This window comes from Saccharopolyspora sp. 6V, assembly GCF_020176785.1.
GTDB lineage: Bacteria > Actinomycetota > Actinomycetes > Mycobacteriales > Pseudonocardiaceae > Saccharopolyspora_C > Saccharopolyspora_C gregorii.
Map to the genome: position 1 here is coordinate 22,091 of NZ_JAIUKB010000025.1, position 25,657 is coordinate 47,747.

Below are 25,657 nucleotides of genomic sequence, written 5' to 3' on the forward strand. Positions count from 1 at the left end.
GCGGAATCCGGTCCGTCACACCGCACCGGAATCGAGAACCACCGAGCGATCACGAGAGTACGCGGAAACACCCCGACCACTCATGGTGGTCGGGGAAATCCGCGTCTTCGTGATGTCCTGAGCACGGCTCCGCCGGGCGTCCGGTGCGAATGGGCTCGGTCCGCTCCACGGGGAATCGGGTACCCGGTCGAGCCGTTGCCGGGCTGCCGGGTGTGGAGGTGGCGCGCCGGCCGGGAACGCCCTCGGGGCGGTCGGATCGCGGGCGTTCGCCGCCGCGGGGACCTCGAAGCTTCCGGCGCGACGCCGTCAGCCGGGTCCCTGCGGGCGGGGCCCGCCGGGTGGTGGCGGGTCGCCGTCGTGCTGTGGTGCCCCCGGTCGGGATCGAACCGACACTCGGACGGTGTCACATCGCGTTGACCTGGGCGGACGTGTGTTTCCCGACGTGCCCGTTCAGTGTTACTCGGGCTCCCCTGGGTTGCCCCTAGCATCCGCTGGCGGTCGTACGTAACCCGTGGGTATTTCGTGGGGCGCGAAGATCATCGGGGGCACTCGGCGGACGCGAAAAACGGCTCCGGTGCCGAAGCACGGGAGCCGTTCCATCACCTTGCGCCTCACCCCTGAGCCGCACCCTCGCGTCGCCGCGAAGTCATCGCGAGATCAGTGTCCCTCATCCGACGATTAGTTACTAGCGGTCACCGCGGTTCGACCATCGAGCTCGGCACCCAGTGAGTCACCGTCATCCCCGGCCCGTCGTCGCGGCGGAGGGTGTAGCGGACGAGGGCGATCCACCGCCCCGCGGTGTCGCGGCCCCAAGCGTGGAGGTCGCCGTCGGCTGGACGGGCTGTCCGCCAGCCGTCGGGGTGGGCCTCGGGGCCGCTGCCGAACAGCGCGGGGAGGTCGACCGTCACCGGGCGGGGTGGGTGGATGCGTCGGTCGCCGCCTGGCTGCTGCGGTGGATGCGCCTGCACGTTATCGAACACGTGAGCTAGTATGTTGTTGCGGTCGCAAGATCGCACCGTCGCGTGCGCCACCGCACCCGAGGTGGACACGCGAAAGAGCCCCCCGTTCGACCCTGCGCGGGGAAGGCGCGAGGTCGACACCGGGGGCTCAGTCTGTGCGGGGTCAATCCGTGGAGTGCTGGGACGGTGGGGCGCCGACACCGGAGTGCGGCGCGACCGGGCGGACAACGCCGGCGAAGTAGGTCCGCATCGACGCGACCCACGCCGCACCGATGGCCAGCAGGTACGCCTGCCAGTGAGCACCGGGCACGACGGCGACGGTGGACACGGCGCCGACGATCGCAGACAAGGCTGCCGTGATCGCGGACTTCAGCTCGACGCGGGCGGCGGAGTGCGTGACCGACTCCGTGAGCCACGGGACGAGAAGTCCCACGGCACCGGAGATGAGCAGGGCGGTCAGCTCGATGTCGCTCATGCCGCGGCCCCCTGTCCGAGTCGCTCGGCGATCTGGTCGACGATCGCGTCCGCCTGCGCCTGGTTGTCGTCTCCGAGGGCGGTGGTGACCGCGTCCCGGACGACGGGGCCGACGAGATCGACGAGCGCCGGTCGCAGCGCGTCGGCGACCGCGGCCGGATCGAGCCCTTGCTGCTGGGCAAGTGCGGCGCGGATCGCGACGACGTGCCCCAAGGTCTGGTTGTCCCAGCTCCCGGAGTCGAACCAGAGGTCGGCGCCGGTGGTCAGGTTCTTGTCGCCAGGGATCTTCGACTGCCGGCGGCCGAGCACGGCGTTGTAGAGCTCGTTGAGGCGGTAGTCGGTCCACGCCATGTAGTCGCGGACGCTGAGCGACTTGTTGTAGCGGGTGGTGAACGTGTCGTCGAAGGCCATGCTCTCGATCCCTCCTGGAGAAGCCGGTGCGGCTGGTGCGCCGCCGAGCAGCGCGGCTAGCTGCTCGCGGGTGCCGCGGTACGCGTTCGCGTCGACCGGGGTGTGCCCGGCGACGGTGGCCGAGCTGGTGAACTGCAGGACCGCGACGTCGAGCCCGCCGTAGCCGTTCCAGTAGCTCGCGGGGACGCGGCCGTAGATGCCGGACGCGGTGCCGCCCCGGTTGTCCGGGTAACGGGAGAACCACAGCGGCGGGAGTCCGGCCAGCGACGGGGAACCGATCTGCTGCCAGTACCAGCGGGGCAGGTACAGCAGCGGGGTTCGGTACCCGGCGGCGTTCAGGCGTGCGTTGAGGTCGCGGGTGAGTGCGGCGTTCCCACTGCCGTCCTCGACGTCGAGGATCACCGGCACGTCACGGGGCACCACGCGCTGGATGTGCGCGACCTGAGCGGCGGCCGACGCCGTCGACCGCTGGTAGTGGTAGGCCGCGACCAGCAACCCGGCGGAGCGGGCGTTCGCGAGGTTCGCGCTGAACCGCTTGTCGACGAACGAACTGCCCTCGGTCGCCTTCAGGAACGCGAAGTCGAACCCTTCGGCCCGCGTGCGGCTGAGGTCGAACACGCCTTGGTGGTGCGAGATGTCGATGCCCCAGATCATGGGTCCTCCGTGGGGATGGGCAGCAGTCCGCTGTCGTCGGGCGGGGCGGTTCCGCAGGTGTTGCCGACGTCCTCGGTGACGCCGTCGGTGTAGGTGACCAGCAGGCGACAGGACTCGACGCGGGCCGAGGAGATGCCGCGGCCCGGTTCGCCGCGGGGGCCGACCTCGCCCCGTGGCCCCGGCGCTGGCGGATTCGCTTGCAGGTACCGCTGCACCGCGGCGTCGATCTCGGCGTCCGTCGGCGGGCGGCCGTTCTTCCCGTCAACCCCGTTCTGCCCCGCGGCACCCGGCGCCGGCGGGTTCACCGCGATGTACTCGCTCACCGCGGCGCGGATCTCCCCCGCCGTCGGTGCGCGGCCAGGCTGCGGCGGGTTCGCGCTGAGATACCCGGCGACAGCGGCCGTGACCTGGTCGAGCGTTGGACGGCCACCCGCGGGCGGGTTGGCGCGGAGGTACGTCTCCACCGCCTGCTCGATGGCTGCGGAGGAAGGCGCGGCCACGTTCGGGGGCGTGTCGCGCACCTCCTCCGCCGCCCTGCACCCCTCCCCCGCCCTGGCGCGCACAGTGGGGTCCTGCGCACACAGGTCAGCGAGCGGATCAGCGACCCGGCGGGCGTCCTGGGCCGCGGCGGCGGCCTGCTGCTCGGCGACGCTCTTCCGCCCCGCCTGCTCGTTCGCGTCGGCCCTAGTGATGATCTGCGACACCAGCAGGTAGGCGACCGCGATCCCGAGGAGGGCGACCGCGAGGCGTTCGATGCGGATCCATCTGCTCATCCGCCTGCTCATCCGCCACCCCCGGAGTTCCGCAGTGCAGCAGCGGCCATGTCCTCAGCCTTGCGGCGTTCCTCGCGCTCAATGTCGAGTTTCAGCTGGAGGTCGTCGAGCTGTCGGCGCAGGGCGGCAACATCAGCGCGGAGCTCGCTCAGCTCGGCGTCGTGGGCGTCATTCACCCGCTTCAGCTCGGCGGTGTGCCGCTCCTCGCTGGAGGACTCGCGGCGCAGCAGCAGTACGACGAGCCACACCGCTACCCCACCGATCCCGAGCTGCGGGGCGGACTGCAGCGCGGCAGTGAGAACCGCATCCACGCACACCCCCAGGTCGTCAGCCCTCGGTGTCCGACTCGGGCTCTTCGGGTTCGGTCGGCTCCGGTTCTTCGGTGTCGTCGCCGGAGCCCGGCATCTCCGTCGCCGGTGGGTCCTCCGGGGTGACGAGGTTTCCGTTCTCGTCGACTAGGCCACCGGCCTCGGAATCCCACGACGCGGGCGGTGCCCAGCCGGTGTTGTTGCCGACGCCGGGAGGGATCGGCAGACCGCCCCACCAGCCGAAGGTGCTGCTCGTCATGACTCGACTCCCCAGATGATCGGATAGGCGCGGAACCAGCCGGATCCGGCGGTGCGCTGAAGCTGAACCTCGATCGGCACCGGCGTCATGTGCGTACCGGGCCATGGCATCGGGCCAAAGGTGACGGTGGCGGCGTTGTAGATGGTGGTGCCCACGGCGGTCACCGTGACCGGGTCGCCGATGACGGTCCCGCCGACGAGGAGCCGGACCTGCCCGGCGGTGCCGGACGTTTCCGACCCGGCGTAGACGATCACGGCAATCTTCGGATGCTGCTTGTAGACGGCCTGCACCCACTTCGTCTGCCAGGTGGCCAGTTGCGTGCCCAGCCAGTCCGGCACATAGCCGGGGGTCATGGGGCTCGACAGGTACGGGCGAGCGAGGCCGGTGCCCGAGACACTGTCGCCTGCGATGAGGACGTTGCCGGAAGCGTCCTTGATGGTGGCCAGTGACGGGGATCCGCGGCGTTCGAGCTCGGCGACGCGACGTTTCAGGCGGTCGAGCTCGTCGAGGAGGTCGCCACCGGGGCGCGGGATCGGGGGCATCAGACCTCCTGCATGGTGGTGGTGAGCGTGAGGTCGAGGAGCCCTTGCCGGTAGGACACCGCGGTGATCCGGCTGGTGAGCGCGCCGTCGACCATCGGGTGCCCGGAGACGTCGAACCGGCCCCAGTCCCCCAGCCGCCAGGTTCCGAGTCGCGGTTCGAGTGCGGGGTCGACGGTGGCCGACCAGCTGACGAGCGGCCGCTTGTGCGCGGCGAGGTGCGCGGCGGCGTAGCTGTTGAGCTGGGTTCGGTTGGAGTTGGACGAGTGCTCGCTGTTGACGTCCTCCAGCGGCGGCCAGCCGAGGTCGACGAGCTCGTTGGTGTACGCCGTGCCGAAGATCTTGGCGTTCTCCTGCCCGTCGCCGGGTACGGCGACGTAGGAGGTCATCGACGAGCCGTCGATGTCCATCTCCAGTTCCCGCAGGGATGTGCCGTAGTCCCAGGTGATCGGCCGCTTCTTGTCCCCAAGTCGGGGTTCGCCGATGCGGACCTGCCAACGGATCCGCTCGTCAGCGTCGGTGCGCACGAGGATCGGGTCGAAGGCGAAGTCCGGTCCGTCGATGACCTCGCTCAACTGCGTCAGCGCTTCGCCAGCGGACTTGTAGTCGTAGCCGTTGTAGGTGCGCTCGTGCTCGCCTTCGAGGGTGATCGGCAGGTAGTCCAGCGGCAGTGCCCGCCCGTACTCGGCGGTGGACTGCTGGACGATGCCCTGCGCGATACCCGCGAGCGAGCGGCCGGTGAAGCGCACCGTGGCCGAGGCAGCGGCCGGATCAACGGCGCCGTAGACCATGAGCCGACGGCGGTTGAACAGCCCGAGCAGTCCGGTCGCGCCGAACTGCACGCTCGCGACTCCCGGCTTCGCGGTGACGATCGGCCCGGCCCAGCAGACGTAGTTGCCCCACAGGATCGCGAGCCCGAACCGCCACAGCCCGGTGCTGATGCCACGGAGCATGGAAGCGGACGACAGGTCCGACCAGGCACCCCGCCCGGTGATGTCGATGGGGCAGGTGACCTGTGCGCTCTCCCGGTCGTTGAGCGAGCGATCCCAGGAGATGTCCGACCAGCCGAGCTCGGCGAGCACCGTCCCCGAGCGGATGTCGAACACCCGAACCTCGTACTCCGGGGTCATGGCAGCTCGATCGTTCCGGTGATCACGAGGTTGCCGCCCTCGGGGTAGCCACCCGGAACGAGCGGGACGCCGGTCCCAGCAGTCCCGGCGGTCTGGGCGATGCGGTAGTACTCCACGCGGCAATCACCCTGGCCGAACGGGAACATCGGCGACACCTTCGACGAGTTCTCCCACACGATGGCCTGCCCGACGTAGTTCCCGCGCCCATTGGTCGGACTCACGGTTCCGGGCACGTACAGGCTGGCCATGATCTTCTGGTGTACGGCACCGTTCACGAGCCCGCTGGGCAGGTAGGTGACGATGTTCCCCGGCGGGCTGTAGAAGCCACTCGCTCCCCAGGTGAACAGGGCGCGGATCGTCAACATCTTGCCGAGCAACTGGTACTTGGCGTTCACCGATCCGCCGGTGCCGAGGGTGACCTGCGCGCCGCCGTTGTCCGCGTACAGCTTGGCGTCCCAGGTTTTCCAGCCCTGCGCGGAGCCGATCTGGTACCAGGCGTTGTCGAAGCCGACTTCGACCGATCGGGATGACAGCTTCACGCGCATGTCTCCGTTGCCGGAGGGTGCGCGGTCGTTGTCGTTGTAGGCGAGGCGGACTCCGCCCGCGGCGCGGGTGAAGTACCGGCGGTCGGTGATCGCGGTTTGCGCGATGCTGGTTACGGCACGCGTCACGTAGACCTCGGCCAACACCAGGCACTTGATGCCGGTCAACGACGGCACCGCCGGGGTCGCCGACGGGGTGCCGGTGACCACCCGGACCTGGAACAGGCTGTTCGCGCTGGTTTCCAGGTCTTCGACGACCTCGGCGATCACGAGGTCGATCCGGTCGTTCGTCTGGTGGGCGGCGGCGATGTCCAGCAGCGGGATCGTCGGCAGGGTGCACAGGTAGGCGTGCTGGTCGGCGACGGGGATGATGCATTGCCCGGCGATGAGCTGGACCTGCATCGAGGCCGGGGACGTCGCGGCCACCCCGAGCCCGGAGTTGTACTGGTCGCCGCCAGGCATCACCCCGCCCTCGGGCTGGACCATGTAGCCGGAGTAGCCGCGGCCTGCGAGCACGGCCGCGCCGGCGCGCATGTGGATGGCCTGCAACCGGTCATCGACGAAGTACGGCGGGAAGCCGGTAGCCGTGTTGGCCACGGAGTCCTCCTAGTAGTAGGCGGGGCGCCACTCCACGAGGAGCGAGGCGCGGGAATCGATCCCCTGGGCGGACAGGGAGAAGCCGGCGGTTCCGCGGGCTGGAATCTCGGGCCACGGGCCGTCGCGGGCCAGCAGGTCCCGGCGCCGTGCCGTGCCACCGAGCAGCACCTCACGGCCGGGATAGCCGCGCTGCGGGAACACGTCCGCGTTGATGACCAGGAGTTCGTTCGCGGCGAGCGTCCCCGAGTAGGTCAGGACGGAACCGGTCTCGACGTGCACCACGGTCGGCCTGGTCAGCGGCCCGGTGAGCGTGAACAGCGGGGACACCGGCGCGGTGCCGGGGTTGAGCGCACGGGCGATCCCGGTCGAGCCGGGAGTGCCTGCGTCGATCCCCGGCGAAGAGGAGTCGATGCCGGGTGCGGAGGAGTCGATGCCGCCGGTGCCGGGGGTGGCCATGCCGGTGCTCGCCGAAGACCAGGCCCCGTACCTGCGGGCGTCGGGGGCGAGAAGCTGCACGGAGATGGTGTCCGAGTAGCCGGTCCGCGGGGTCGGCAGAATCTCACCGTCGAGCCGCACAGCCGCGGTCTTTGGCGTGGTGAGTTCGTCGACTCGCAGCTCGTAGAAGGTAGACAGGTCGGCGCACCATCCCGCGTACCGCTCGCGGGCGTAGGCCAGCTGGACCTCGTCCGGGGCGGTGACCACCGTTTCCAGCGTGATCACGCGCCCCGCACGATGAGCCGGACCGGCGAACACCCCGTCCCCGGAGGGCCGGTCGGAGGTCTCCGAGCGGATGCCCGGTGTCCCCCACCAGCCCTCCAGGTTGGTCCAGATCCATTCGCAGCCGAACTCGTCGAGCTCCTGCTGCCCTCGGTAGCCCATGCTGATGCCGTCGAGGTGGATGCGCGGTCCGCGGATCGCCACGGCTCACCCCCTGGTCCGGATCGTGAGCCGGTGGCGCCGCTCGATCTCGGCGGCCACCGACTCGGGGCGGTGCGCCTGGTTGATGGTGTACGAGTAGCTGTCCCCGCCGCGCTGCCCGAGGGCGGCGTCCCGGAGAAGCCGCCACTGGTCCTGCGTGAGAACCGCCTCCGGTTGCCCGGTGGCGTTGTAGACCTGCCCGGTTCCTGGCATGAGCCAGCCGCCGGAGTCGTACCCGACGCCCCGATAGGCGCCCTGGAGGGAGCCGTAGCGGCCGATGGCGTAGCGGATGCTGGCGACGATGTTGGCCAGCGGGTCCCACACGTCGTTCGGCAGTGACGGATCCCGGTTCGCCGCGAAGGTGGGGTCGATGACCTGCATCAACCCCTTCGACGGGGTGCCCTTCGCCGCGTTGGAGTCCCACAGGTTGATCGCCCGCGGGTTGCCTCCGGACTCGGTGCGCATCTGCATGAGCACCAGGTCGGCGAGTGAGGCGGGCTGGCCGGTCATGGCGAGTGCACGGAGCACAGTGGGCCGCCACGACTCGACGTCACCCGAGACGCCCATCGGCATGATGTTCTGCACGGACCACTGGGCGACGCCCTCTGCGGCCTGGCGGATCATCTCGCCCATCGCGTGAGCGACGTTGTTTCCGCCGAACCTGCCGGGGATTTCGCCGAGCATCCGGTACGTGGCCCCGAGTTGTTCGCGGACGAACGCGCCGATGTCGAACATCCCCGCGCCGGAGAACGCTCGGGCGAGGCCGAGGTCCCGGAGGAACGAGGCGTGGACGTGGTCGAAGTGGTTCGCCGTGATGCTGCCGCGGTCCTCCATCCCTTCCCATCCGTCGCCCTCGTTGATCTGCTGCTTCCAGATCAGGTACTTCACGGCGAGGCGTTCGGCATGGCCGACGAGGTGCGATGCGATCCGGTCGCCCAAGGGCTGGTTGGACATCGTCATGAAGTCCAGCGCGTGGCCGCTCGGGTGGTCGCTCGCATTCGGCCGACCGCCGACACCTCCGATGCCGCCGGGAAGCCGACCGAACAGCCGCTCGATCTCCGCACCTGCGGATGCGACGTGCGGAACGACGCCCCCGTAGGCCATGTGCAGCGGCATCCCGTCGAGCGGGATCTGCCGCATCAACGCCTGACGCGGCCCCGAGTCAGCCCCGGTGCCCAGGCGGGCGTCCGGGCCGATGATTCCGGCGCGGGCCATGTCGTGCAGCCGCGACACCGCTGCCGGGCCGCCGAGGTTGTCGACGGCTCGCGTGGAAAAAACGACCTCGTTCGGCATGAGCATCGCCGGCACCGAGTCCCTGCCGGGAACACCGCCGGTGACCCGGCCGCCGGCAGCGAACGGGATCGGCACCATGCCCAGCGGGCGGCCGAGGGCGAAATGCCGGTCGATGACGTTCCATGCACCGATCAGCCCCGCGTTGAGCGGGAACTGGATCGCCCACCGAACCGGGTCCGCGGTGTAGGCGCCGATGCGGCCCCACGCGTCCCGGATCCAGATCGCGGTGTTGTCGAACGCCTGGCCCGTCTGCCGCAAACCGGACTGGATCCCGGCCATCGCAGCGGCCTGCCCGGACTGCGACGTACGGGCCGCGGCCGTCATCGACTGCCACGACGCGCCGACCTGCTGCGCGGTGCGCCCCATCTCCCCCTGCAGCGGCGGGAGTGTGGCGTGCAGGGCGCGGATCGCCTGCACCGACAAGACCCCGGCGTGCTGCTGGAGCAGCTGCAGAGTCGGCACGGTGCGGGACGTGATCTCTCCTGCGAGGACCGCGAGCGCGCTCTGGATGAGCACGGCCGTGGAGTGCGTGAGCACACCGGTAGCCGTGGTGACGAAGTCGGACTGGGCCCCGTAGAGGGCGTACAGCTCGGTGACGGTCGTGACCTGCGCAGTGAGCGCTTGGAGGGTGGTGGTCAACGCCTGGGTGGCATCGTTCGCCGCAGTCGCGGACTCGGAGTTCAGCCCGCCGTTGGCCATGCCGAGCACGCCGCCGTCAGCGAGGGGCATCACGGTGTAGCCCATGCGTTCCGCCGCCTCGGCGAGGATCGCCTGCGAGCGCGGGGACCGGTCGAGGGGGATGAACGCCTCGTCCCCGACCATCCGGTCGCCGATCACCCTCCAGGTGTTCGGCGGGACGATCTGCGCGGTCGCACCCATCGGCGTGAGCGTCCCGCCCGAGGCCATCGGCGCGACGATGTTGCCGGTGGCGTTGCCGAGCGGGAGCGGGATGTTCGTGTCGCCGTGTCGCGCCAGCGGGTCGTACTGTGGCGTGACCAGCATCTTCACGACCCAGTCCGAGCTGGTGAGCTTGTCCAGCTCGGCGTGGAGCGTGCGGACCTGATCAGTTGCCTGCACCGCTCCGGGGGCGGTGATCGGCACGGACTTTCCGCTCGGCAGGATCGCGACAGCGTTGCCGAACCGGTCGGTCTCGATGCGGGCGCCAAGCGCGGCGAGGGCGCTGCGGTCCATGCTGCCGACCATTGTCAGCAGCTTCGGCGGGACGTTCTCCCCTGCCTGGACTGCGAGGTCGAACATGGCCCGGTTGACCGCGTCAATGCTGGCCTTGTCGGCGTCGGCGGAGTCCCGGTGCGCGAAGTTCGCCCGCGCCGCCTCGTCAGCCGCCTGGATGACCCGGTACATCTGGCCCTCGAGAGCCAGCTCGGCGTCCCGCGCTTCCAGTGATTTCGGCCCGTGCTCGGCGACCGCATCGTTCAGGGCGCGCTGTGCCTGCTCGACGCCGATCAACGACTGCCGGAACGCCAGATCGGCATCCGCGGACCCGAGCATGACGTCCCGCTGCTCCAAGATGCGGTCCGTGTGCGACTTCGTCGCGTCAGCGGCGAGGTCCTGCTGCAACTCCAGCTTGCCCACGGACACCGCGAGGCGCTGCTGCGCGCTGATGGCCTGCGGGGAGTTCGCGCCGAACCGTTGCACGGCCAACGCGTGGTCGTTCGTGGCCTGGGTGACGCGCTGCTGCGCCTGCTGCAACGGTGTGAGCGCCGCGAACTGCTGCCGCGCCGCGTCCTCCGCCTCCTGCATCGACGGCACGAAGGTGCCCTTGATGAGCTGGCCAGGGCCGCCGAACGCGTCCAGCCAGCCCCATCCGGCGAGGGTGTTCTGGTCGGCGACCTTCTTGCGGGTCTGCTCGGCGGCGAGCCCGCCCTGGAGGATCGCATCCGCCGCGTCCTCGGCGGAGGTCGTCATGCTCTCCATCGCCAGCGCGAACACGCCGACAGCGAGCCCGGCCACCGGAAGCGCCGACGCGAAACGCCCTGCGGTGGACAGGAACGCGCCCGTGCGCGAGGCGGCACGCTCCCCGCCGTCGGCGGCCCCTGCCATGCGTCCGGCGAACCCGCCGACAGCCTGACCGGCACGGTCCGCCCGCTCAGGCAGCGCGCCGAGGAAGGACACGACAGCGCCGATGCCGCGCCGGCCGTCGCTCGTGGCGACGGAGAGGGCCTGCATGCCACGAGAAAGGCCGACGATCGCCCCGCCTGCGATAAGGGCAGCCGCTGCGGCCTGCGTGATCAGCGGGTTCGCCTCGGCGAAGTTACCGATCATTTCGGCAACGGCTCCGACGATCTCCAGCACGACCTCGCCGAGCGGCGCGAGTGCGGTCGACAGGTCGATCACCGCGCCGAGCACCTGGCCGGCGGCTTCACCGAACGCGGCGAGGCGCTCGGACATCGCGGCGAAGAACTGGTCCAGCTCACCGCTGGCCCGCTTACCCTGGATGAACTCGTTGAACAGGTCAGTGGCGTACAGGGTCGCGTTGGCGAACCGCTCGGTCATCGGCAGCCCGGCGACGGTGATGCTGCGGAACGAGTCCGCGAGCTCCAAGCCCGACAGCCCGAACGCCTTCAGCATCCGGTTGTTGGCGTCGCCGATCGTGCGGAAATCGGCTTGCCACGGCCCCGAGGTCATCATCCGCGAGCCCTGCACGGCGAGATCTCCGAGCACGTCACCGGTGTCGGCGAGCACCTCGCTCACCATTGGTGACAGCACGAGCAGCCGATCGAGGGCGTCCTGGAACTGCGGGAGCGAGGACTCCTGGACGGACTGGCCGATGCGGCGCAGCTCCGGGTTGAACCGGGAGTGCAGGAACCGGGCGAACTCCTGCCCGGCAGGGCTGAGCTTGTCCATCGCCTCGGCGAGCTTGTCCGCCGAGGCAGCAGACCCGCCCATCGCGTCCGCGACCTGCTGCTGCGCCTGCGCCACGGCACGCGCCGAATCCTCCTGCGCCCACGCCGCATCACGCTGCGCCGACGCCAACGAGGTCTGCGCATCCGAGATGCGCTGCAACGCGGCCTGCTGCTGCTCGGCGGCACGCTCCTGTGCCTCGGCCACCTGCTGCTGGGCACGGCGAACGTCAGCGGCCCCGTCGATGCGGGACTGGCGCAGCGCATCCTCGGATGCCCTGACCTGGTCCAGCGACGACCGGAGCTGCCGCTGTGCAGCGACGACCTGCGAGTCCCCCTCAACCCCGGCACGGGCTGCCTCGGACGCCTCATCGCGGAGGTCCCCGTAGCGCTCCCGCACCTCGGCGAGGCGCTGCGCAGCCTGCCGCGCCCCGAGCTCGGCCTCAGCCAGATCTAGGCCGCCGCGGCCTCGCTCCTGCTCCTGCGCCAGCCGCTCCTGGGCGCGCAGCAGCGCGAGCTGCGCCGCCTCCTCGTCCAGTGCCGCACCGGAGAGAGCGAGGCGCATGTCCGAGATCCGCTCCGCCGCGTCGGCGCGGGCACGATTGAGCGCGGCCTGCGCGTCACGGGCGGACTGCTGGGCGCGAGTCAGCGCCACCTCGGCGTCCTGCGTGCGGCGAGCCGCCTGCACCTGCACCGAGGCGAGGTTCTCCCTCGCAGCCTCGACAGCACGAGCACCCTGAACCGCCGCCCGATCCGCATCCTCGCGGGCGCGGCCCAGCGCGAGGTCGGCCGCCTGGATTTGCTCGCCAGTGGTGATCGCGGTGCGGGCAGCCTGACGCTGGGCGTCATCGACGGCCCGCAGCGCGGTCCGACGGGCCGAACCGGCAGCGACCGATGAACCGGCGGACTTCGTCTCCTGCTCGCCCAGCGCGGTGACGGCATCGCCGATACCGGACAGCGACCCGACGAGCGCCGCGACACCCTGGCCCGCAGCACCGACCACGGCGGGAATCGCCGCAGCGCCGGCCGCTGCAGCGGGAATCGCAGCCCCGACAGCGCTGATCGCAGCTGACAAGGCGCTGACGATGACCGCAGCGCGGGAGGCATCGGACGTGTCGACCCGCACGCGGGCCGTGCGGCCGTCGACCGCCGAAGCAGCGTGATCCAGTGCCCGCAGCTGGGCTCGGGCTCCAGCGGTGTCGGCGTCCGCGTTCACCGTCACGGTTTCTCGGTGGGCCCCGAGTTCGCGCAGCTCCGCTCGGACCCGGGACGTGTTCCCCTCCACCTTGAGCTCGGCGGTGCGGTCGCGGGTGAGCTGGGCGAGCTCCCGCTGGGCTGCCGCCGCTTGCACTCGTGGCGCGAGATCCACTTCAAGGTCGCGCCACGTCGCAACCTCGTTGCGGATCTTCCGCTGTTGCCCTTGGAGGGACCCGATGACCTGCAAGAATGCGGTACCTGCCTGGTACTGCGGCATGGTCACCCCCTGGGTGGGCCGTCGGGCCAGAGCGCGGATTCGAGTTCGGCGAAGTACCGCTCCCGACGTGCCGCCTTGGCTCGGTCGGCAGCGGTTTCGGGGCGAGGAGCGCGGTCGAGCTTGGTGGGCGGCGCGCCTTTCCGGCGGCCCCGGTTGAGCTCGATCTCGGCGAGCATCGTGATCAAGTCACCGATGCGGTCAAGGCGCTGCGCGACGGCGCTGTAACCCTCCAGCGGGGGCGATCCGGGAGCGGTCTCCTCGTCGCCGACCAGCGAAGCGAGGAGCTCTGCACGGTCGTCGTCCTGCGCCAGCGCCGCCTTGTAGTGGCTGTCCTGCGGCAGGCGCTCGGCGAGGCGCTGAAGCTGTGGCCAGGGCCGGGATCCGCGGAACCAGTCCAGCAGATCCCAGCCCATGCTCACGGCGAGGTCGTACTCAACAGCGTCGCCGTATCGGTCGATCCATTCGGCGAGGTCGGCGAGGTGTCCGGCGCAGTCTCCGGCGCTTTTCCCGTGCGCAGGCCGAACGCGTCGAGGACGTCGACCAGGAGGCCGTCGAGGATGTCGCCGGGCTGATCCTCGGCGAGATCGAGGACGCGCTGGCCTGCCTCGGGGCCGAGGAGGGCGAGGGTCATGCCGTCGAGGTCGCCGGTCCGGGACGCGGCGTTGAGCGCGTTGATGCGCTTCTTGCTGGGGTAGTCGATCTGCAGGGTCTCGGTCTCCGAGACGGGGAGCTCGACCGGGTCGTGCCGGGCTTCGGTGACGCGCTGGTCCCAGCCCTTGAGCTGCTTCATGGTGGTCTCCGGGTGGTTGATCGGGTGCTACTTGTCGTCGGTCTTGGCGCTCGCCTCGGCCTTGGGTCCCTGTTTCGGCTCGGGCTTCGGTGCGGGACGCTGACGGGCCGTCTTCGCTTCGCGGTAGCCGAGGTTGCGCAGGTCGTTCGCCTCGCGGGGAGTCGACGCCTGCACGGTCACATCGGACTTGGACACGAACGTCTTGGGGTAGTCGGACATCACTGCTCCGATCTCGGGGGTTGCTGGAAGGCAGGGGGCCGGTCAACCACCCGGAACACCGGCCCCCGCCGTCAGGGATGGGTCACGGCGTGGGAGCCGGGAGGCCCATCTGCTCGGAGAGCTCGACGATTCCCGGGCCGCCCCACATCTCCCGCATCGAGTAGCCCAGCTCGTCGTCCACGTACGCGGTGAACGTGAGGCTGTAGCGAAGCTCCTGGCCCTTGGTCCAGGACTGCTCGGCGTACTCGGTGATCGAGACGCGGGGCAGGAACCGGGCGAAGTAGACCAGCTGGTCGCCGGCGCCGTCCTGGGCGAGCGCGAGCAGCCGGTAGAACCGAGTCTGCGGGGTCGACGAGCGGTTCAGCGAGATCTCGGAGGTCGTCTCGTCCTGCGTGATCGCGGACTCGTCGATGTTGTGGAACATCGACAGGGTCCGCATGTTCGTTTCCTGCGCGATCATCGTCAGGCCGGTGACGTCGGAGACGATGTCCCGACGGGTCGGCTCGCTGGAGCCGTGCGACCGGACGTCGGAGTTCTCGGTCTCCCGAGTCCAGTTCAGCCCCTCTTCCTCGGTGTGGTGCCCGAGCGGCCCCCACCCGGTCGGCGGGGTGATGAGCTGGCGAGTCGCCCCGGTGGTGATGGCCTCGATCGCCTCGCCATCCTCGGGGGCGGCGATGACGGTCGCATCCAGCGCCTTACGGATCAGCTTGGTGCGCCGAGGCGCGAACGTTGCAACGGACATTCTGAAATGCCCCTCTCTTGTAGGGGTTGAGGAATCAGCCCCCATCGGGGCCCTGGCACGGGTGGTTGGCCGCCGTCAGGGGCGGCGGAATTCGAGGCGGTACACCGCCATCACGAGCCGGAGATCAGGGTTCTCGTAGTCCCGCTGCGCCGGATCGGATTCGGTCGCGGCGTAGTCGACGAGCACCCCGCCGACCATCTCCCCCGAGGCGGCGAGGACAAGCTGCTGCGCCTCACGGGCCAGCCGCCACGACTCCCTGCGGGTGGCGGCGAGGATCGAGACCTCGATGCGGGCTCGGTCGGTGATCCCGTCGTCTCCGCCACCGACGCGCTCGACGACGATCAGCGGCGGAGCGATCTTCTCGGGGGTGGAGGTGACCGCAGCCGCGAGCGGGTTCAGCAGGTCGCAGGCGACGACCTCGGCGTCCGGCCACGGGGCGAGCAGCTCCATCACGCGCCCCCGGAGTTGAGGTAGTCCAGCGTGCGGGCCAGGACACGATGCCCGCGGTTGCCGCGTGCCCGTGCTCCTCGACGGCCGATCTCGATGACCGTGGAGTGCCGGGCGCTGGCGACGATGAACGCCGCCGCCCGGTCGCCCTTGAGGATGTCCCGGCCGACGTCGACCCGGATCTGCCGGGCGTAGTCGCCGGAGTCCCGCGGGGCGATGGAGCGGGCGAACTTCACCCCGTCCTGCGCTCGTCTTCGCAACGCGTTCCGGAGCTCGGCGGACTTGAGGTAGCGGGCCATGCCCGCCCGGTTCGGCTTGTAGGTGGCCATCAACCCGTCACCTCCTCCAACGACACCGCGACCCCCGGAGTCCATCCGGTGAACGGCGACGACCACCGCGCCGCTTTCCCGATCACATGGAACGTTCCCTCGCCCGGCACAGTGACCTTGTCCGTGGCCCTCAGATCCACGCCAGGCGGCGCGTAGAGGGTTGCAGGCGTTGTCACCGTCTCCCGACGGTCAGTCAGCTCACGGGACGTTTCAGGAGCGAAACCGCACCCGGCCACCTCGTGGACCGTCTCGTCGCCGATCGGATCGCCGAACCGGTCGACCCCGCCACCTCGATGCACAGTGACCGTGATGCCGTGCGCGAACATCACGGGTCACCCACCGGGAACGGCTCCGAGCCGTACTGGTCCATCACCCACTGCTCGGGGTCGTACTCGTAGTCCTCGCCGCGAGTCGTCCCCAGCGTCCACAGCCCGGTCCTGCGCTGCCCGTACCGGCGGCACAGCAGGATCTCCTCGTCCGTGAGGTAGCCGGACTGGGCGTCCTTGTTCAGCGTCCGAGACCGCGAGAACGGACCCGCGGTCTCCGTGTCCGACGCGAGGAAGTCGGGGTTGCTGTAGAGCCGAAGTGCGCAGCGGAGGACGACGGCGACGATCGGGGCCGGGACTGCTTCGGCAGTCCAGTCCCGGCCCGACTCGCCGCGGACGAAGCCGCTGGCGTCCTCCAGCGCCGCGTTCGCCCGAACCGCCTCCAACTGCGCAGCGCTGCGGGCCTGCATCTGCTCAAGCGTCGCCAGCGGATCCATCACGCCCCCGGTCAGCTCATGGTGATCTTCACGGCGCGCACGAACGTCGGGTCACCGGTCGGATTCCCCTCGCCGTCCAACGCCCGAGGGCCGTCGGCGACGATGTTCGTGCCGACGTACACGTCCAGCAGCGACCGGTCCTGGACGTTGCGGAAGTCGTAGTCCTTGATCCACCGCATCGCGAGGCCCTCGTACGACTGCGACGAGCCGTAGGTCGCGCCGTCCGGTACCGACGGGGACCGCATCGACAACACGAATGCGGTCTTGTGGAACGCGAACCCGACATTCGCCGGCAGGCCGTTGGAGACGTAGATGTCACCGAACCCGGCGATCCGGCCGATGCGCGCATCCCGCAGCGCACTGTCGGAGCCCGACTGGTCCACCCGGTTCAGGTGCTCGGACTTGAGGAACACGCCCTCCAGGTCCGCACCAACCAGCATCGCCCGTTCCGTGCGGGGGACGTTCGCCTTGTTCAGGGCGGTGTTCGCGTCCACTGCAGTGTTGTACGGGTCGGTCTCGTCGAGGGTCAGTGTCGTCGCGTACGTCGCGGACACCATCTCGTTGATGATCTCGTCCTCGACGCCTTCGGCCACGGCCCGGACCTGCGGGGCAAGCACCTGCGCGCCGAAGTTCGTGATGTCCAGCGCCAGCTGCTCATCGGTGATGGCGACCGCGTTGTAGACCGCGGTGTCGAGCGTGACGTCGACCTTGTGCTCGGTCAGCTCGTCCATCGTGATGATGCCGTTGCCCTCAGACGCGGTCGGGCGTGCACCTCGCAGCGTCCGCTTCCGCGCCTGGGTTCGAGCCGGGACACGGATCGAGATGGTGTCGCCCTCCGCGCCGGAGAAGTCTCCGGCCGCGTCGCGCCACACCAGGCCGGGCACGACGATCTCGCGCTCCAGCAGCCCCAACGCCGACGAGGCGATGCGGGTGGCCTTCAGGAATTCGTGCGCCACGGTGACCTCCTAGTGAGTCGGTTGTTCCGCCGGCGACCACCGTGGCGGGGTCGAGCGGTCGTTCAACGGCGCCGGATCATGTCCGCCAGCTTGCGCGGATCCGTTTCCTCCGGCGGTTCGTCCGGGTCCCCGCCGCCCCGCAGGGACTCCTTGGGGCGGGACGGAACCTTCGGGGCGGACGGCTCGGGTGCCAGGAGCTCGAACAGTTCGTCGGCATCCGCTTCCAGGTCCTCGTCCGAGTCGCCCGAGAGGCGTTTCGCGACGGCCTTGATCTGGGCGAGTGACGCGTGCTCGGGGGCGCGATCCTCGGCGATCGTGCGCTTACGGAGTTGCGCCTCGGCCTTATCGGCACGGGTCTTGTACTGCTCCAACGCGTCCGACTGCCGCTCCTGCTCGGACTTCTGTGCGTCCTCCAGCTCCTTGAGCTTGCGGGCCGCCTCGGCGTTGACCTTCGAGTTGCCCTCATGCTTGCGGGCCAGCGCCTTCCACTTCTTCACCTCGTCGGCGAGATCCTTGCCGGACTCGTCCTGCCGAGGCTCTTCCTGCTGCTGGTCGTCCCCCTCGGGCTCCTGGCCTTCGGGTTCCTGGACGTCTTCATCAGCCATGCCGTACTCCCCTGTCGGGATGGGCTCGCCCTGTCGGCGAGCTACGCCCCTGTTGGGGCGAAACCTGTGGCCCGGTCAGCCTTCAGCGCTTCACGGAACGCCGCACGGGCGCTCTTGCCGGACTTGCCCTTCGTGGCCGACTCCCATAGCGCCTGGTAGTAGACATTGCGGTCGGGCAGCGAGGATCCGGAGAACTGCGGTTCGGCGGTGCAGCCGCAGTTGTCGTGGTACGCCTCGCCCCACCGGCTCCGTGTACCTGCCGTTCGGCGGCGGTTCGAGGAGTGGAGCGCGGATTGCCGGGTGACGTAGACGGCGCCGCGAGACGCGAGCATCGCGCAGAAGTCGCACGGGGCCTCGTCGGTGATCCGCGCCCACAGCGGCTTCGCAGGATCGTTTGCGACCTGCTCCCGCAGTGCTTCCCGCCCAGCGTCGAGCACGTGCCGCGAGCCCGCCCCAGACGCATCGATCAGTGCGATCCGAGCTGCCGCTTCCGGGGTTCGACCGCGGGCGGTCTTGGACTTGATGCCGATCGGCCCGGTGACCATCAGAGAAGTGCGCACCGCCGCGTTCGCCGCCGCGAGCGCATCCAAGTCCAGCGCCACCAGTGTGGGGTCGAGCTCAGTTGCCTCCATCCCACGAAACGCCGCGTAGTAGGCCGCTGCCCGTGCCGCTGACTCCCTGCGGTACCGCTCCGACAGCGAAACCACCAGATCCAGCCACACGGGGGCGGTCTCATCCAGCCGAATCGGATCCAGCAGCGGCCACAGGGCGAGGAACTCCCGCAGGAACGCCGCACGGACCGCCAGCTGCCGCGCACGGTGCTCCTCAGTGAGAAGTGCGCCCTCTGCCGTGACGGCCATCAAGGCACCTCGGGAAGGTCGTCCGATCCCATCTGCCGCTCCAGCTCCGTGCGGTACCGGGCCACCGGATCAGCCTGCTCGGCGAGCTTGCGCCACTCGTCGACGTCCGACTTCTCGACACCAGGGATCCGCTGCCACAGCGCCTCCTGCGGCACGCCGAGCATCGTCGCCGCCTTCCCCAGCGCGTCCACGGCCTGCGACAAGGACCGGATCTCCATGTCCTGCCAGGTGACCCGCGACATCACGTCGGAGGCGTAACCCTCGTGGCCCTCATAGGCCGCGGCGAGGCGTAGAACCTGCGCGTGCGACCGCCCAAAGCTCTTCTGCCGCTCGGTGACCTTCTGGCTCAGCGACGACCGTGCCGCAGCCAGCGCCTCCGCCGACAGGTTCACAAGCTGCCCGGTCAGGGCGTGCGTCGGGGTCTGAGTCACCGCCGCCAAGGCCTCGATGTCGGCCCGCCACGCCGAGATGAACCCCTCCAGTGGGGTCTCGTCCAACGTCCCGAACTTCGTGTCCGGATCTTCGGCAACCAGCAGGTCGTCCTGCCGGAGCTGCATCTTCTTCCGGTTCGCCTGCTCCTCGGTGTCCGGCTCCGCCATGCCCGCGACGGTGCGGATCTTCCACGAGTTGAAGTGCTGGGTGAGCAGCCTGTCGTAGGCGGTCTTGTTGATGCGCTTCGCCGCGCCGATGTGCGGCTCTACCTCGCCGTCCGCCCGGCCCTCCAGGTCGAGCTGGTTGGTGTAGCGCACCAGCGGGCACACCCCCGCCCCGTGCACCTCCCACGAGATGAACTCGACCTTGTCGCCCGTCGAATCCGCCGACAGGTAGTACTGGGCTTCCTCGTCGTAGAGGCGGATTAGCCGGGTCTTGTCGTTGTTGACGTGGACGCGGATGCCGTACATCGGCCAGTCGTCCCACGCCGGTTCCTGGTATACCACCCACGAGTTCCGCGGGGACACGCCCCGGATCACCGACGCCGAATCCCCCGGCAGCACCAAGGCGTACGAGTAGCCGTAGGCCAGCGCTGCGCGGTGGATCGCGATCTGCCGGAAGTCCATGTCGTTGGCGTTCCACGTCAGCCACGGCGGCGAGGACTCCTCGTCGTCATCCATGGACGTTCGATAGCCATCCACGTACATGCACTGCGCGGTGGAGGTGACCACCAAGTTCAGCCAAGGCGTTCGGGAGATCGATTCCAGGTTCCGCAGCTCCGGGGTGGCCTTGCGGGGAAGCGTCAACGGCTCTTGTCGCCACCGGTGCCACAGGTCGATCTGGTCCAGCCGCTCCCGCTCATGCAGGTAGCCGGGCAGCAGCTCATCGCGCACCAGATCCACCGCAGCCTTCTGCGACATCACCACGGGATCACCACACCTTCCCCGAGCGGATCCGCCGCTTCCCTGCCGCCGCCAACACCTGTCGTCGCACCCACCGAGCCCCGATCGCGCACACCGCAAGGTCGATCTTCAGTCGGGAATCCGGGGACTCCTTGCCGATCGATACCCCGTAGCGGTTCGGCCGACGCCGGGCGTTCGCAACATGCCGTGCCAGCACCGAGTTCCCGTCGTGGGTGAACTGCTGCGACCGGATCTCCGCCTCGAACAGCTCGCACGCCTGCGTGAACTCGTAGGTATGCCCGCGCATGTCCCACGCGATCGGCTCCGGCGTCTTGCCCGTCGGGACCGCCTGCACCAGAAGCCGATCCGAGAACTCCGCAGGCCAGTCCACGCGGACAAACGACTCCCACTCCCGCACGTCGGCGAAGAACCCCTGCACGTCGAAGCGGTCGAAAGCCTGACGGACCGCCGCGTCCACCGCGGCGACCGGGACGAAGTCCTGCTTCCCAGCCTCGTGGGAGATCTCCGGCTCCCACGCGCCGAGGACGAACACATGCCCATCCGAGATCCGGCAACCGACCAGACCCGTCGCATCACGGCTGCGGGAGCCGTCGAAGAACATCGCGATCGGCTCCTTGTCGGCCACCGACTTCGACGCATCCACGAGCTGCGCCCACGCCTGCTGCGTCGTCCACGCATCCAGCGCGGCCGTCGGCCAGTTCAAGTACTTCCGCTTCGCGTCGTCGGCCTTCGTGTCCGGAGACCAGATGCGCTGTTTGATGGACTTCAGGTTCGCCCACCAGCAGTCGTCGTAGACCCACTCCAGGGCCGCCGTCAGCGAGGCATCATCCCGCAGATCGGTCTCAGGGGCGGCGATGCGGGCGTCGTAGAGCACCCGACCGTCACCACGAACCCGGCCTTCCTCCTGTGCCAGCCACGACCGCCATGAATCCTCGGCGACCGACTCCAAGCCGGGCTCCCACGCGTTGCAGGTCTCCAGCATCCGAGAGCCGGACTTCGCGAGGTTGTCCCGCAGCGTCGCGGCGAACTCCGGGCCACCGTTCGACGGGAGCCAGTGCTCCGTCTCGTCCGCGATCAGCGCGGTGCCCTCAGCACCCTCAGCGGCACGAGACGACGCCGTCAACACCTCCAGCGTGCCCTCCGGGGCCTTGAAGTACTTCGTCTTCCCCGGATCGAGCTGGAAGTCTTGGGCGATCCGCGAGCCCTTCGGCGCGAACGCCCGCACCATGCGCATCGTGTTCGCCGTCTGCGACTCTGCCGTCGCCGCGATCTGCACGAGCGGCATCGACACCGGCTGCCCCACGCACCCACCCGGAACCCGCGGGTCGAAGTCCTTCAGGCGCACCGGGAAGCACAGCTCCGCGATTGCGATCAGCGCTGCGAACGGCGACTTGCCGGACCCCTTCGCCAACCTTCGGACACCGTGGTGATACACCCACGAGCCGTCCTCGTTCACCGCGTACCAGTGCAACAGGAACCGGATCTGCGAGTCGACGAACTCCCACCGCAGCCCCGCCCGCGGCCCGTTCGGGTGCTTCAGGTACTTCGTCGCCGCCCGCACGACCTCCCAGCCCAACGTCAGCCGCGGAAGCTCCTCCGGCAACGTCGATAGCCGGTCAGCTGGAGAACCGCGTCGTGAGGTCGGTGACGGTGGCATCAGCGACCTCCTCGTCCTCGTCCACGCGGACCCGCTGCAACTCCAGCTTCAACCGCCTGCGATCCCCCTCGGTGACCAACAGGCTCGTCGTCCCCGACAGCACCGCGGACACCAACATCGCCGAGGTCTTCTCCGCCGTCAGCGACCGCGACATCAGCTCCGCCAGGTATTCGGCCTGCGCCCAGTCCGACGGCTCGTAGAACTGCGATTCCCCCGACTGTCCCAGCGACGCGAACCAGCGCTGCGCGATCGGATGCCACTCCGCGTCAGACTCGGGAACCTCGACGCTGGACGCGCCAGGCGCCTTCTGGACCGCGGCCTCTTCCTTCGAGCGGTGGCCGTGGCGCTGAGTGCTGCGCTTCGGCGTGCGACCACTGCGACCCGGTGCTCCAGCCATCACGACCCCCTTCCGGTGGGCTTGATATATCGGGCGAGGTCGGAGGCGCTATGCCGTTCCGGTCGAGCTACCTGCCAGAGGGGAGGCATCCCCCACCCCACCCGCTCATTCACTGCTGTCAGAGCCCGTCAGGTGCTCCCTGATCCGTTCCCGCACCTGCGCCTTCGTCCCGTAGGTCGGCAACCCCAGCCCGTCGGCCTTGGCCTGAAGCTCCGCGAGGTTCGCGCCCGCGAGGTCGCCGGCATCTCCGCTTCCGCTGCCCTCGTCCTTCGGCTCACTGGCCTGGTGACCGTCGTCTGCGTCCACCGCATACCCACGTTGGATGAGCCACTGGGCTTCGGTGTCGGTGACGTCGCGGTACTCGGTGTCGCGTCCGTGCTTGGTGAGTCGTACTCGCATGGTCAGTCCTCGATCAGTCCTGGTGGCGGCTCGATGGGTCGCAGGCGAGCTGAAGCTCTGGCTCTGCGGTTGGCTCCTGCCGCTTCTCCGCCCTCCCTGGAGGACTTGGCGCGGTGGCAGGTGACGTGGATGGCGGCAAGGTTGCGGCCGGAGTGGTCGTCTCCGGGGTTGATGTGGTCGACCTCGGTGGCTCCGTCGTGGTGGCACACGTGGCAGATGCCGTGATCTCTTCGGAGGATGCGCCGCCGGATGACCGCCCAGTTCGCGGGGAGGCGTTGTCTGCGGGTGCTGCCTTCCCATGCCATCAGCCGGGTCCGGTCGGATTACTACCGCCGCGCTCGCCAGGCCAGATGCCGAACACGTCGTGGAACCAGGATGAGGCGATGCGCTTGGCGCGGGAGTCGGCCATGTGCTTCTTGAGGATGCGGTACAGGGTGGTCCACGGGTGGGCGTTCGTGGACCACTTGGCGAGCCCTTCGGGATCCTTCGTGTAGTAGCGCTTGAGGTTGTTTCCCCCGCCGTCCTTGGGGTGCGTCGCGCTGGCCGCCATCTCCGCCTCCTCGTAACGCCGTGCCCGTCTGGTCGATGGGTGGTTGACGGCGCAGTGGGCGCCAACGGTGAGGAGATGTCATGGGCTGGGGTGCTGAGTCGACGCGGGCTGCTCAGGTGAGCGACGAGGCGTTTGACCGGAAGTTCGTGAAGGCGTTCGACCGACTGCCGGCCGCCGAACAGGAGGCGCTCATCGAGCGCCTGTGGAAAGTGGCGCTGGTGTCGCCGATCCTGCTCCGCCGGGAGAAGGAGTCCGTGATCGCAGGCAAGGTGGAGGGCGCACGATGATGAACATCCGGGTCGCTGAGCCCGCGGACGCTTCTGCCGTCGTCGCGCTGCTCGCCTCCGCAGGCCAGAACTTGGACGACGAGCAACTCGACCTCAAGCTCCCGTTCCCCACGCTGATCGCTTCAGTTGATCAGGTGATCGTCGGTGTCCTTGAAGGGCGCCACCAAACCGAGTACCACGATCGGCTTGGCATCCGCGGTCATCCCTGGCCGCAGAGCTGGATCTACAGGATCGGGGTCGATCCTGCGGATCGGCGGCTCGGGGTCGGCCGCGCATTGGTTGCGGAGTTCGCACGGGCGGCAGCTTCCGAGGGGAGCACCTTCATCGCGATGCTTGTGGATCGGGACGGGGACGTCGAATCGCGGCTGGCGTTCTTCGCCTCATGCGGCTTCCGGCCCTTGCTGCCCGACTCGCCGCAGGATGCTGTCGGGGCCACGGTGGCTGACGTGCTGGCCTGCACGTCGCGGTCGTTCCCAAGCGGGCAAGCCGGGTAACTACAGGTGCATGTCCCCGCGGATGTGCCCGGCCTGGATGCTCGGGCCGCTGACGTTGCCGGTTTGGACGTTGTGCACCGAGCCGTGCAGCCCGGCCTTGATGAGGTCCAGTAGGACGGCTTCGACGTCGCGCCCTTCGTGGTCGGCGCGGTTCTGAATGGCCTCGCGGTCCGAGCTGGTCAGGTACCCGAGGTTGATGGTGATCTGCTCCATGCCGCGCATCCTCAGCCCTGTTCGGGTGATGCGCCTGTTGATCTCGTGAGCCTCCGGTGCAGCTCGTCAAGGAGCACGTCGATGCGCTGTGCCATGTGCTCGACGAGCGCCGTGTCCGGGCAGTCGAGCTGGATTCGGCGGGCCACGACGATGCTGTGGGTGATCCGCTCGTACGGGACGGTGGCGAGCACGGTCATCGGCGCACCCCCATCACTCGTTCGTGTCGACGGGCTGCGGTGCAAGATGCGGCCATGGATGACATAGAGGTTCTCGGGATGCGTGTTCGTGCCGCCAGCGACGGGCTGAACGCCCAGATCGAAGAGGGCGATGAGACGGGCCAGCAGCAGGCGATCAACGGCCTCGGCGACGCGTTGGCGGCGTACACGCGGCGGCTGGTCGAGGAGTAGGTGCCAGCCGGGCCCTGCGTGGAGCCGAAATGCACGAAGCCCCCGCGCCAGTGAAGGCTGCTGGGGGCTTCGTGAAGTGGGTCTTTGACCCCACGTACCTCGATCTAACTCAAAGGTACTGTCGAGATCGCCTTAGCGCAAGCGGGTCCGTGATCACAACCCCTAGGCGGCGGATTGCCGCCCCTGCTGCGGAAACGCGAGTTCCAGGACGTCGCCGACGCGATACAGCGCCCGGCCGCGCTCGTCCCGCCGAACTGCCTTGATCTTCTCTTGCCTCGCCCACGTCCGGATCGTGCTCGACGGCACCGCATACCCCAGCGCTGCAAGCAGATCGGACAGCCGCACCGAGTTCGCTTCCTCGTGCGCGGCCCTCGCGACCATCCATCCCCGCCGAACCGGCACATCCCACCGTGTTCCGCACTCCCGGCACGTCGCGACGTGCCGGTCCTCGCGGCCGTAAAGCCGTGCTTCGCACACCGTGCCGTCCTCAAGGTCCGCATCGCACAGCGACAGGTAGACGCGGTCCGGCGCCCGGTCGATGACCTGCACGCACCGCTCGACGGCGTCGCGGACCTCATCGAGCAGCTCGTCCGCGGCCTCGTGCTGCCTGCACCACGTCGGGTGCCGCAGCAGCCACGCGGCCATGCCCTCCAGCGTGTCCTCGCAGTCGAGCTGATCGGCACCGCGCCACTCCCACAGGCAGCGCACCCAGCCGACGAGGACAGTGCGGAGATCGTCCTGGCGCTCCCTCGCGGCGACGTTGAAGAGGATCGGCGTCTCGTCCACCGGCGTCGCGCTCTTCGGTCCTCGGGCTCCGACCGACTGCCGCGTGATGGTCACCTGCAACTCCTCGGCGAGCCACGACACCGACCTCAGCGCCGCTTCCACCTGCCCCCAGCAGCCGTTGCACAACATCGCGTCCTCGACCGGATTCCCGCAGTTCGTGATGCACCCGCCCACCGTGACCTCCCCAGATCAGGCTCCTGATCGGACGG

34 protein-coding genes are annotated in these 25,657 nt (G+C 69.3%); 3 read left to right on the forward strand and 31 right to left on the reverse strand.

The window, feature by feature from the left end; genetic code table 11:
* Nucleotides 1-692: 692 nt before the first annotated feature.
* The 28 genes from LCD35_RS05360 to LCD35_RS05495 all read right to left on the reverse strand — a co-directional run bounded on the left by LCD35_RS05360 (nt 693) and on the right by LCD35_RS05495 (nt 23,261).
* Nucleotides 693-908, reverse strand: coding sequence for a hypothetical protein (locus tag LCD35_RS05360; RefSeq protein WP_225043792.1), 216 nt, complete (start codon nt 906-908; stop codon nt 693-695).
* 214 nt (nt 909-1,122) lie between these two features.
* Nucleotides 1,123-1,434 (reverse strand): hypothetical protein, encoded by a 312-nt coding sequence (locus tag LCD35_RS05365; protein WP_225043793.1) that lies wholly within the window; start codon nt 1,432-1,434, stop codon nt 1,123-1,125.
* Nucleotides 1,431-2,498 (reverse strand): glycoside hydrolase family 25 protein, encoded by a 1,068-nt coding sequence (locus LCD35_RS05370; protein ID WP_225043794.1) that lies wholly within the window; start codon nt 2,496-2,498, stop codon nt 1,431-1,433. The genes LCD35_RS05365 and LCD35_RS05370 overlap by 4 nt, the downstream gene beginning before the upstream one ends.
* Nucleotides 2,495-3,271 (reverse strand): hypothetical protein, encoded by a 777-nt coding sequence (locus LCD35_RS05375; protein WP_225043795.1) that lies wholly within the window; start codon nt 3,269-3,271, stop codon nt 2,495-2,497. Before LCD35_RS05375 ends, LCD35_RS05370 begins: the two co-directional genes overlap by 4 nt.
* Nucleotides 3,272-3,279: 8 nt before the next feature.
* A complete protein-coding gene (locus LCD35_RS05380; RefSeq protein WP_225043796.1) occupies nt 3,280-3,582 on the reverse strand; it encodes a hypothetical protein in 303 nt (100 codons plus the stop codon).
* 16 nt (nt 3,583-3,598) lie between these two features.
* Nucleotides 3,599-3,838, reverse strand: coding sequence for a hypothetical protein (locus tag LCD35_RS05385; RefSeq protein WP_225043797.1), 240 nt, complete (start codon nt 3,836-3,838; stop codon nt 3,599-3,601).
* Complete coding sequence (locus LCD35_RS05390) at nt 3,835-4,380, reverse strand: hypothetical protein (protein WP_225043798.1); 546 nt, start codon at nt 4,378-4,380, stop codon at nt 3,835-3,837. Before LCD35_RS05390 ends, LCD35_RS05385 begins: the two co-directional genes overlap by 4 nt.
* Nucleotides 4,380-5,507, reverse strand: a complete 1,128-nt coding sequence (locus tag LCD35_RS05395) for a hypothetical protein (RefSeq protein ID WP_225043799.1) — start codon at nt 5,505-5,507, stop codon at nt 4,380-4,382. The genes LCD35_RS05390 and LCD35_RS05395 overlap by 1 nt, the downstream gene beginning before the upstream one ends.
* Entirely contained in the window at nt 5,504-6,646 is a 1,143-nt protein-coding gene (locus tag LCD35_RS05400; RefSeq protein WP_225043800.1) for a hypothetical protein, read from the reverse strand. Before LCD35_RS05400 ends, LCD35_RS05395 begins: the two co-directional genes overlap by 4 nt.
* A 9-nt stretch (nt 6,647-6,655) precedes the next feature.
* Complete coding sequence (locus LCD35_RS05405; protein WP_225043801.1) at nt 6,656-7,567, reverse strand: phage tail family protein; 912 nt, start codon at nt 7,565-7,567, stop codon at nt 6,656-6,658.
* Between the two features lie 3 nt (nt 7,568-7,570).
* Complete coding sequence (locus LCD35_RS05410; RefSeq protein WP_225043802.1) at nt 7,571-12,934, reverse strand: transglycosylase SLT domain-containing protein; 5,364 nt, start codon at nt 12,932-12,934, stop codon at nt 7,571-7,573.
* A 260-nt stretch (nt 12,935-13,194) separates the two neighbouring features.
* The gene (locus tag LCD35_RS05415; protein ID WP_225043803.1) at nt 13,195-13,611 is read right to left on the reverse strand and encodes a hypothetical protein; all 417 of its coding nucleotides are present in this window, start codon (nt 13,609-13,611) and stop codon (nt 13,195-13,197) included.
* A complete protein-coding gene (locus LCD35_RS05420) occupies nt 13,608-13,982 on the reverse strand; it encodes a hypothetical protein (protein ID WP_225043804.1) in 375 nt (124 codons plus the stop codon). Before LCD35_RS05420 ends, LCD35_RS05415 begins: the two co-directional genes overlap by 4 nt.
* Nucleotides 13,983-14,009: 27 nt before the next feature.
* Entirely contained in the window at nt 14,010-14,201 is a 192-nt protein-coding gene (locus LCD35_RS05425; protein ID WP_225043805.1) for a hypothetical protein, read from the reverse strand.
* A gap of 82 nt (nt 14,202-14,283) precedes the next feature.
* On the reverse strand, nt 14,284-14,943 hold the full coding sequence (locus tag LCD35_RS05430) for a hypothetical protein (protein WP_225043806.1): 660 nt from the start codon (nt 14,941-14,943) through the stop codon (nt 14,284-14,286).
* Between the two features lie 75 nt (nt 14,944-15,018).
* Nucleotides 15,019-15,393: a hypothetical protein gene (locus LCD35_RS05435; RefSeq protein WP_225043807.1), complete on the reverse strand. Its 375-nt coding sequence runs from the start codon at nt 15,391-15,393 to the stop codon at nt 15,019-15,021.
* Nucleotides 15,393-15,719 (reverse strand): hypothetical protein, encoded by a 327-nt coding sequence (locus tag LCD35_RS05440; protein ID WP_225043808.1) that lies wholly within the window; start codon nt 15,717-15,719, stop codon nt 15,393-15,395. Before LCD35_RS05440 ends, LCD35_RS05435 begins: the two co-directional genes overlap by 1 nt.
* Nucleotides 15,719-16,045: a hypothetical protein gene (locus tag LCD35_RS05445; protein ID WP_225043809.1), complete on the reverse strand. Its 327-nt coding sequence runs from the start codon at nt 16,043-16,045 to the stop codon at nt 15,719-15,721. The genes LCD35_RS05440 and LCD35_RS05445 overlap by 1 nt, the downstream gene beginning before the upstream one ends.
* Complete coding sequence (locus LCD35_RS05450) at nt 16,045-16,455, reverse strand: hypothetical protein (RefSeq protein ID WP_225043810.1); 411 nt, start codon at nt 16,453-16,455, stop codon at nt 16,045-16,047. The genes LCD35_RS05445 and LCD35_RS05450 overlap by 1 nt, the downstream gene beginning before the upstream one ends.
* A gap of 38 nt (nt 16,456-16,493) precedes the next feature.
* Nucleotides 16,494-17,438, reverse strand: a complete 945-nt coding sequence (locus LCD35_RS05455; protein WP_225043811.1) for a P22 phage major capsid protein family protein — start codon at nt 17,436-17,438, stop codon at nt 16,494-16,496.
* Nucleotides 17,439-17,500: 62 nt separating this feature from the next.
* On the reverse strand, nt 17,501-18,043 hold the full coding sequence (locus LCD35_RS05460; RefSeq protein ID WP_225043812.1) for a hypothetical protein: 543 nt from the start codon (nt 18,041-18,043) through the stop codon (nt 17,501-17,503).
* A 41-nt stretch (nt 18,044-18,084) separates the two neighbouring features.
* Nucleotides 18,085-18,903 (reverse strand): hypothetical protein, encoded by an 819-nt coding sequence (locus LCD35_RS05465; protein ID WP_225043813.1) that lies wholly within the window; start codon nt 18,901-18,903, stop codon nt 18,085-18,087.
* The gene (locus LCD35_RS05470; RefSeq protein ID WP_225043814.1) at nt 18,903-20,255 is read right to left on the reverse strand and encodes a phage portal protein; all 1,353 of its coding nucleotides are present in this window, start codon (nt 20,253-20,255) and stop codon (nt 18,903-18,905) included. The genes LCD35_RS05465 and LCD35_RS05470 overlap by 1 nt, the downstream gene beginning before the upstream one ends.
* A gap of 10 nt (nt 20,256-20,265) precedes the next feature.
* Nucleotides 20,266-21,861: a hypothetical protein gene (locus tag LCD35_RS05475; RefSeq protein ID WP_225043815.1), complete on the reverse strand. Its 1,596-nt coding sequence runs from the start codon at nt 21,859-21,861 to the stop codon at nt 20,266-20,268.
* Nucleotides 21,862-21,874: 13 nt separating this feature from the next.
* The gene (locus LCD35_RS05480; protein ID WP_225043816.1) at nt 21,875-22,312 is read right to left on the reverse strand and encodes a hypothetical protein; all 438 of its coding nucleotides are present in this window, start codon (nt 22,310-22,312) and stop codon (nt 21,875-21,877) included.
* Nucleotides 22,313-22,417: 105 nt separating this feature from the next.
* Nucleotides 22,418-22,711, reverse strand: a complete 294-nt coding sequence (locus tag LCD35_RS05485; protein WP_225043817.1) for an SAP domain-containing protein — start codon at nt 22,709-22,711, stop codon at nt 22,418-22,420.
* 2 nt (nt 22,712-22,713) lie between these two features.
* On the reverse strand, nt 22,714-23,016 hold the full coding sequence (locus tag LCD35_RS05490) for an HNH endonuclease (protein ID WP_225043818.1): 303 nt from the start codon (nt 23,014-23,016) through the stop codon (nt 22,714-22,716).
* On the reverse strand, nt 23,016-23,261 hold the full coding sequence (locus tag LCD35_RS05495) for a hypothetical protein (RefSeq protein WP_225043819.1): 246 nt from the start codon (nt 23,259-23,261) through the stop codon (nt 23,016-23,018). The genes LCD35_RS05490 and LCD35_RS05495 overlap by 1 nt, the downstream gene beginning before the upstream one ends.
* A gap of 80 nt (nt 23,262-23,341) precedes the next feature.
* Here LCD35_RS05495 and LCD35_RS05500 point away from each other — a divergent pair, with 80 nt between their 5' ends.
* Nucleotides 23,342-23,548 (forward strand): hypothetical protein, encoded by a 207-nt coding sequence (locus LCD35_RS05500; RefSeq protein WP_225043820.1) that lies wholly within the window; start codon nt 23,342-23,344, stop codon nt 23,546-23,548.
* Nucleotides 23,545-24,042, forward strand: a complete 498-nt coding sequence (locus LCD35_RS05505; protein ID WP_225043821.1) for a GNAT family N-acetyltransferase — start codon at nt 23,545-23,547, stop codon at nt 24,040-24,042. Before LCD35_RS05500 ends, LCD35_RS05505 begins: the two co-directional genes overlap by 4 nt.
* On the opposite strand, the gene LCD35_RS05510 is transcribed toward LCD35_RS05505, so the two are convergent.
* Together LCD35_RS05510 and LCD35_RS05515 are read right to left on the reverse strand one after the other, a co-directional pair.
* Nucleotides 24,043-24,255, reverse strand: coding sequence for a hypothetical protein (locus tag LCD35_RS05510; RefSeq protein WP_225043822.1), 213 nt, complete (start codon nt 24,253-24,255; stop codon nt 24,043-24,045). It abuts the gene before it with no gap.
* A gap of 11 nt (nt 24,256-24,266) precedes the next feature.
* Nucleotides 24,267-24,452: a hypothetical protein gene (locus tag LCD35_RS05515; RefSeq protein ID WP_225043823.1), complete on the reverse strand. Its 186-nt coding sequence runs from the start codon at nt 24,450-24,452 to the stop codon at nt 24,267-24,269.
* Between the two features lie 78 nt (nt 24,453-24,530).
* Between LCD35_RS05515 and LCD35_RS29805 the strand changes: the two genes are divergently transcribed.
* Entirely contained in the window at nt 24,531-24,662 is a 132-nt protein-coding gene (locus LCD35_RS29805) for a hypothetical protein (RefSeq protein WP_255614387.1), read from the forward strand.
* Nucleotides 24,663-24,824: 162 nt separating this feature from the next.
* Here LCD35_RS29805 and LCD35_RS05520 read toward each other — a convergent pair whose 3' ends face one another.
* On the reverse strand, nt 24,825-25,622 hold the full coding sequence (locus LCD35_RS05520) for a hypothetical protein (protein ID WP_225043824.1): 798 nt from the start codon (nt 25,620-25,622) through the stop codon (nt 24,825-24,827).
* Nucleotides 25,623-25,657 lie beyond the last annotated feature (35 nt).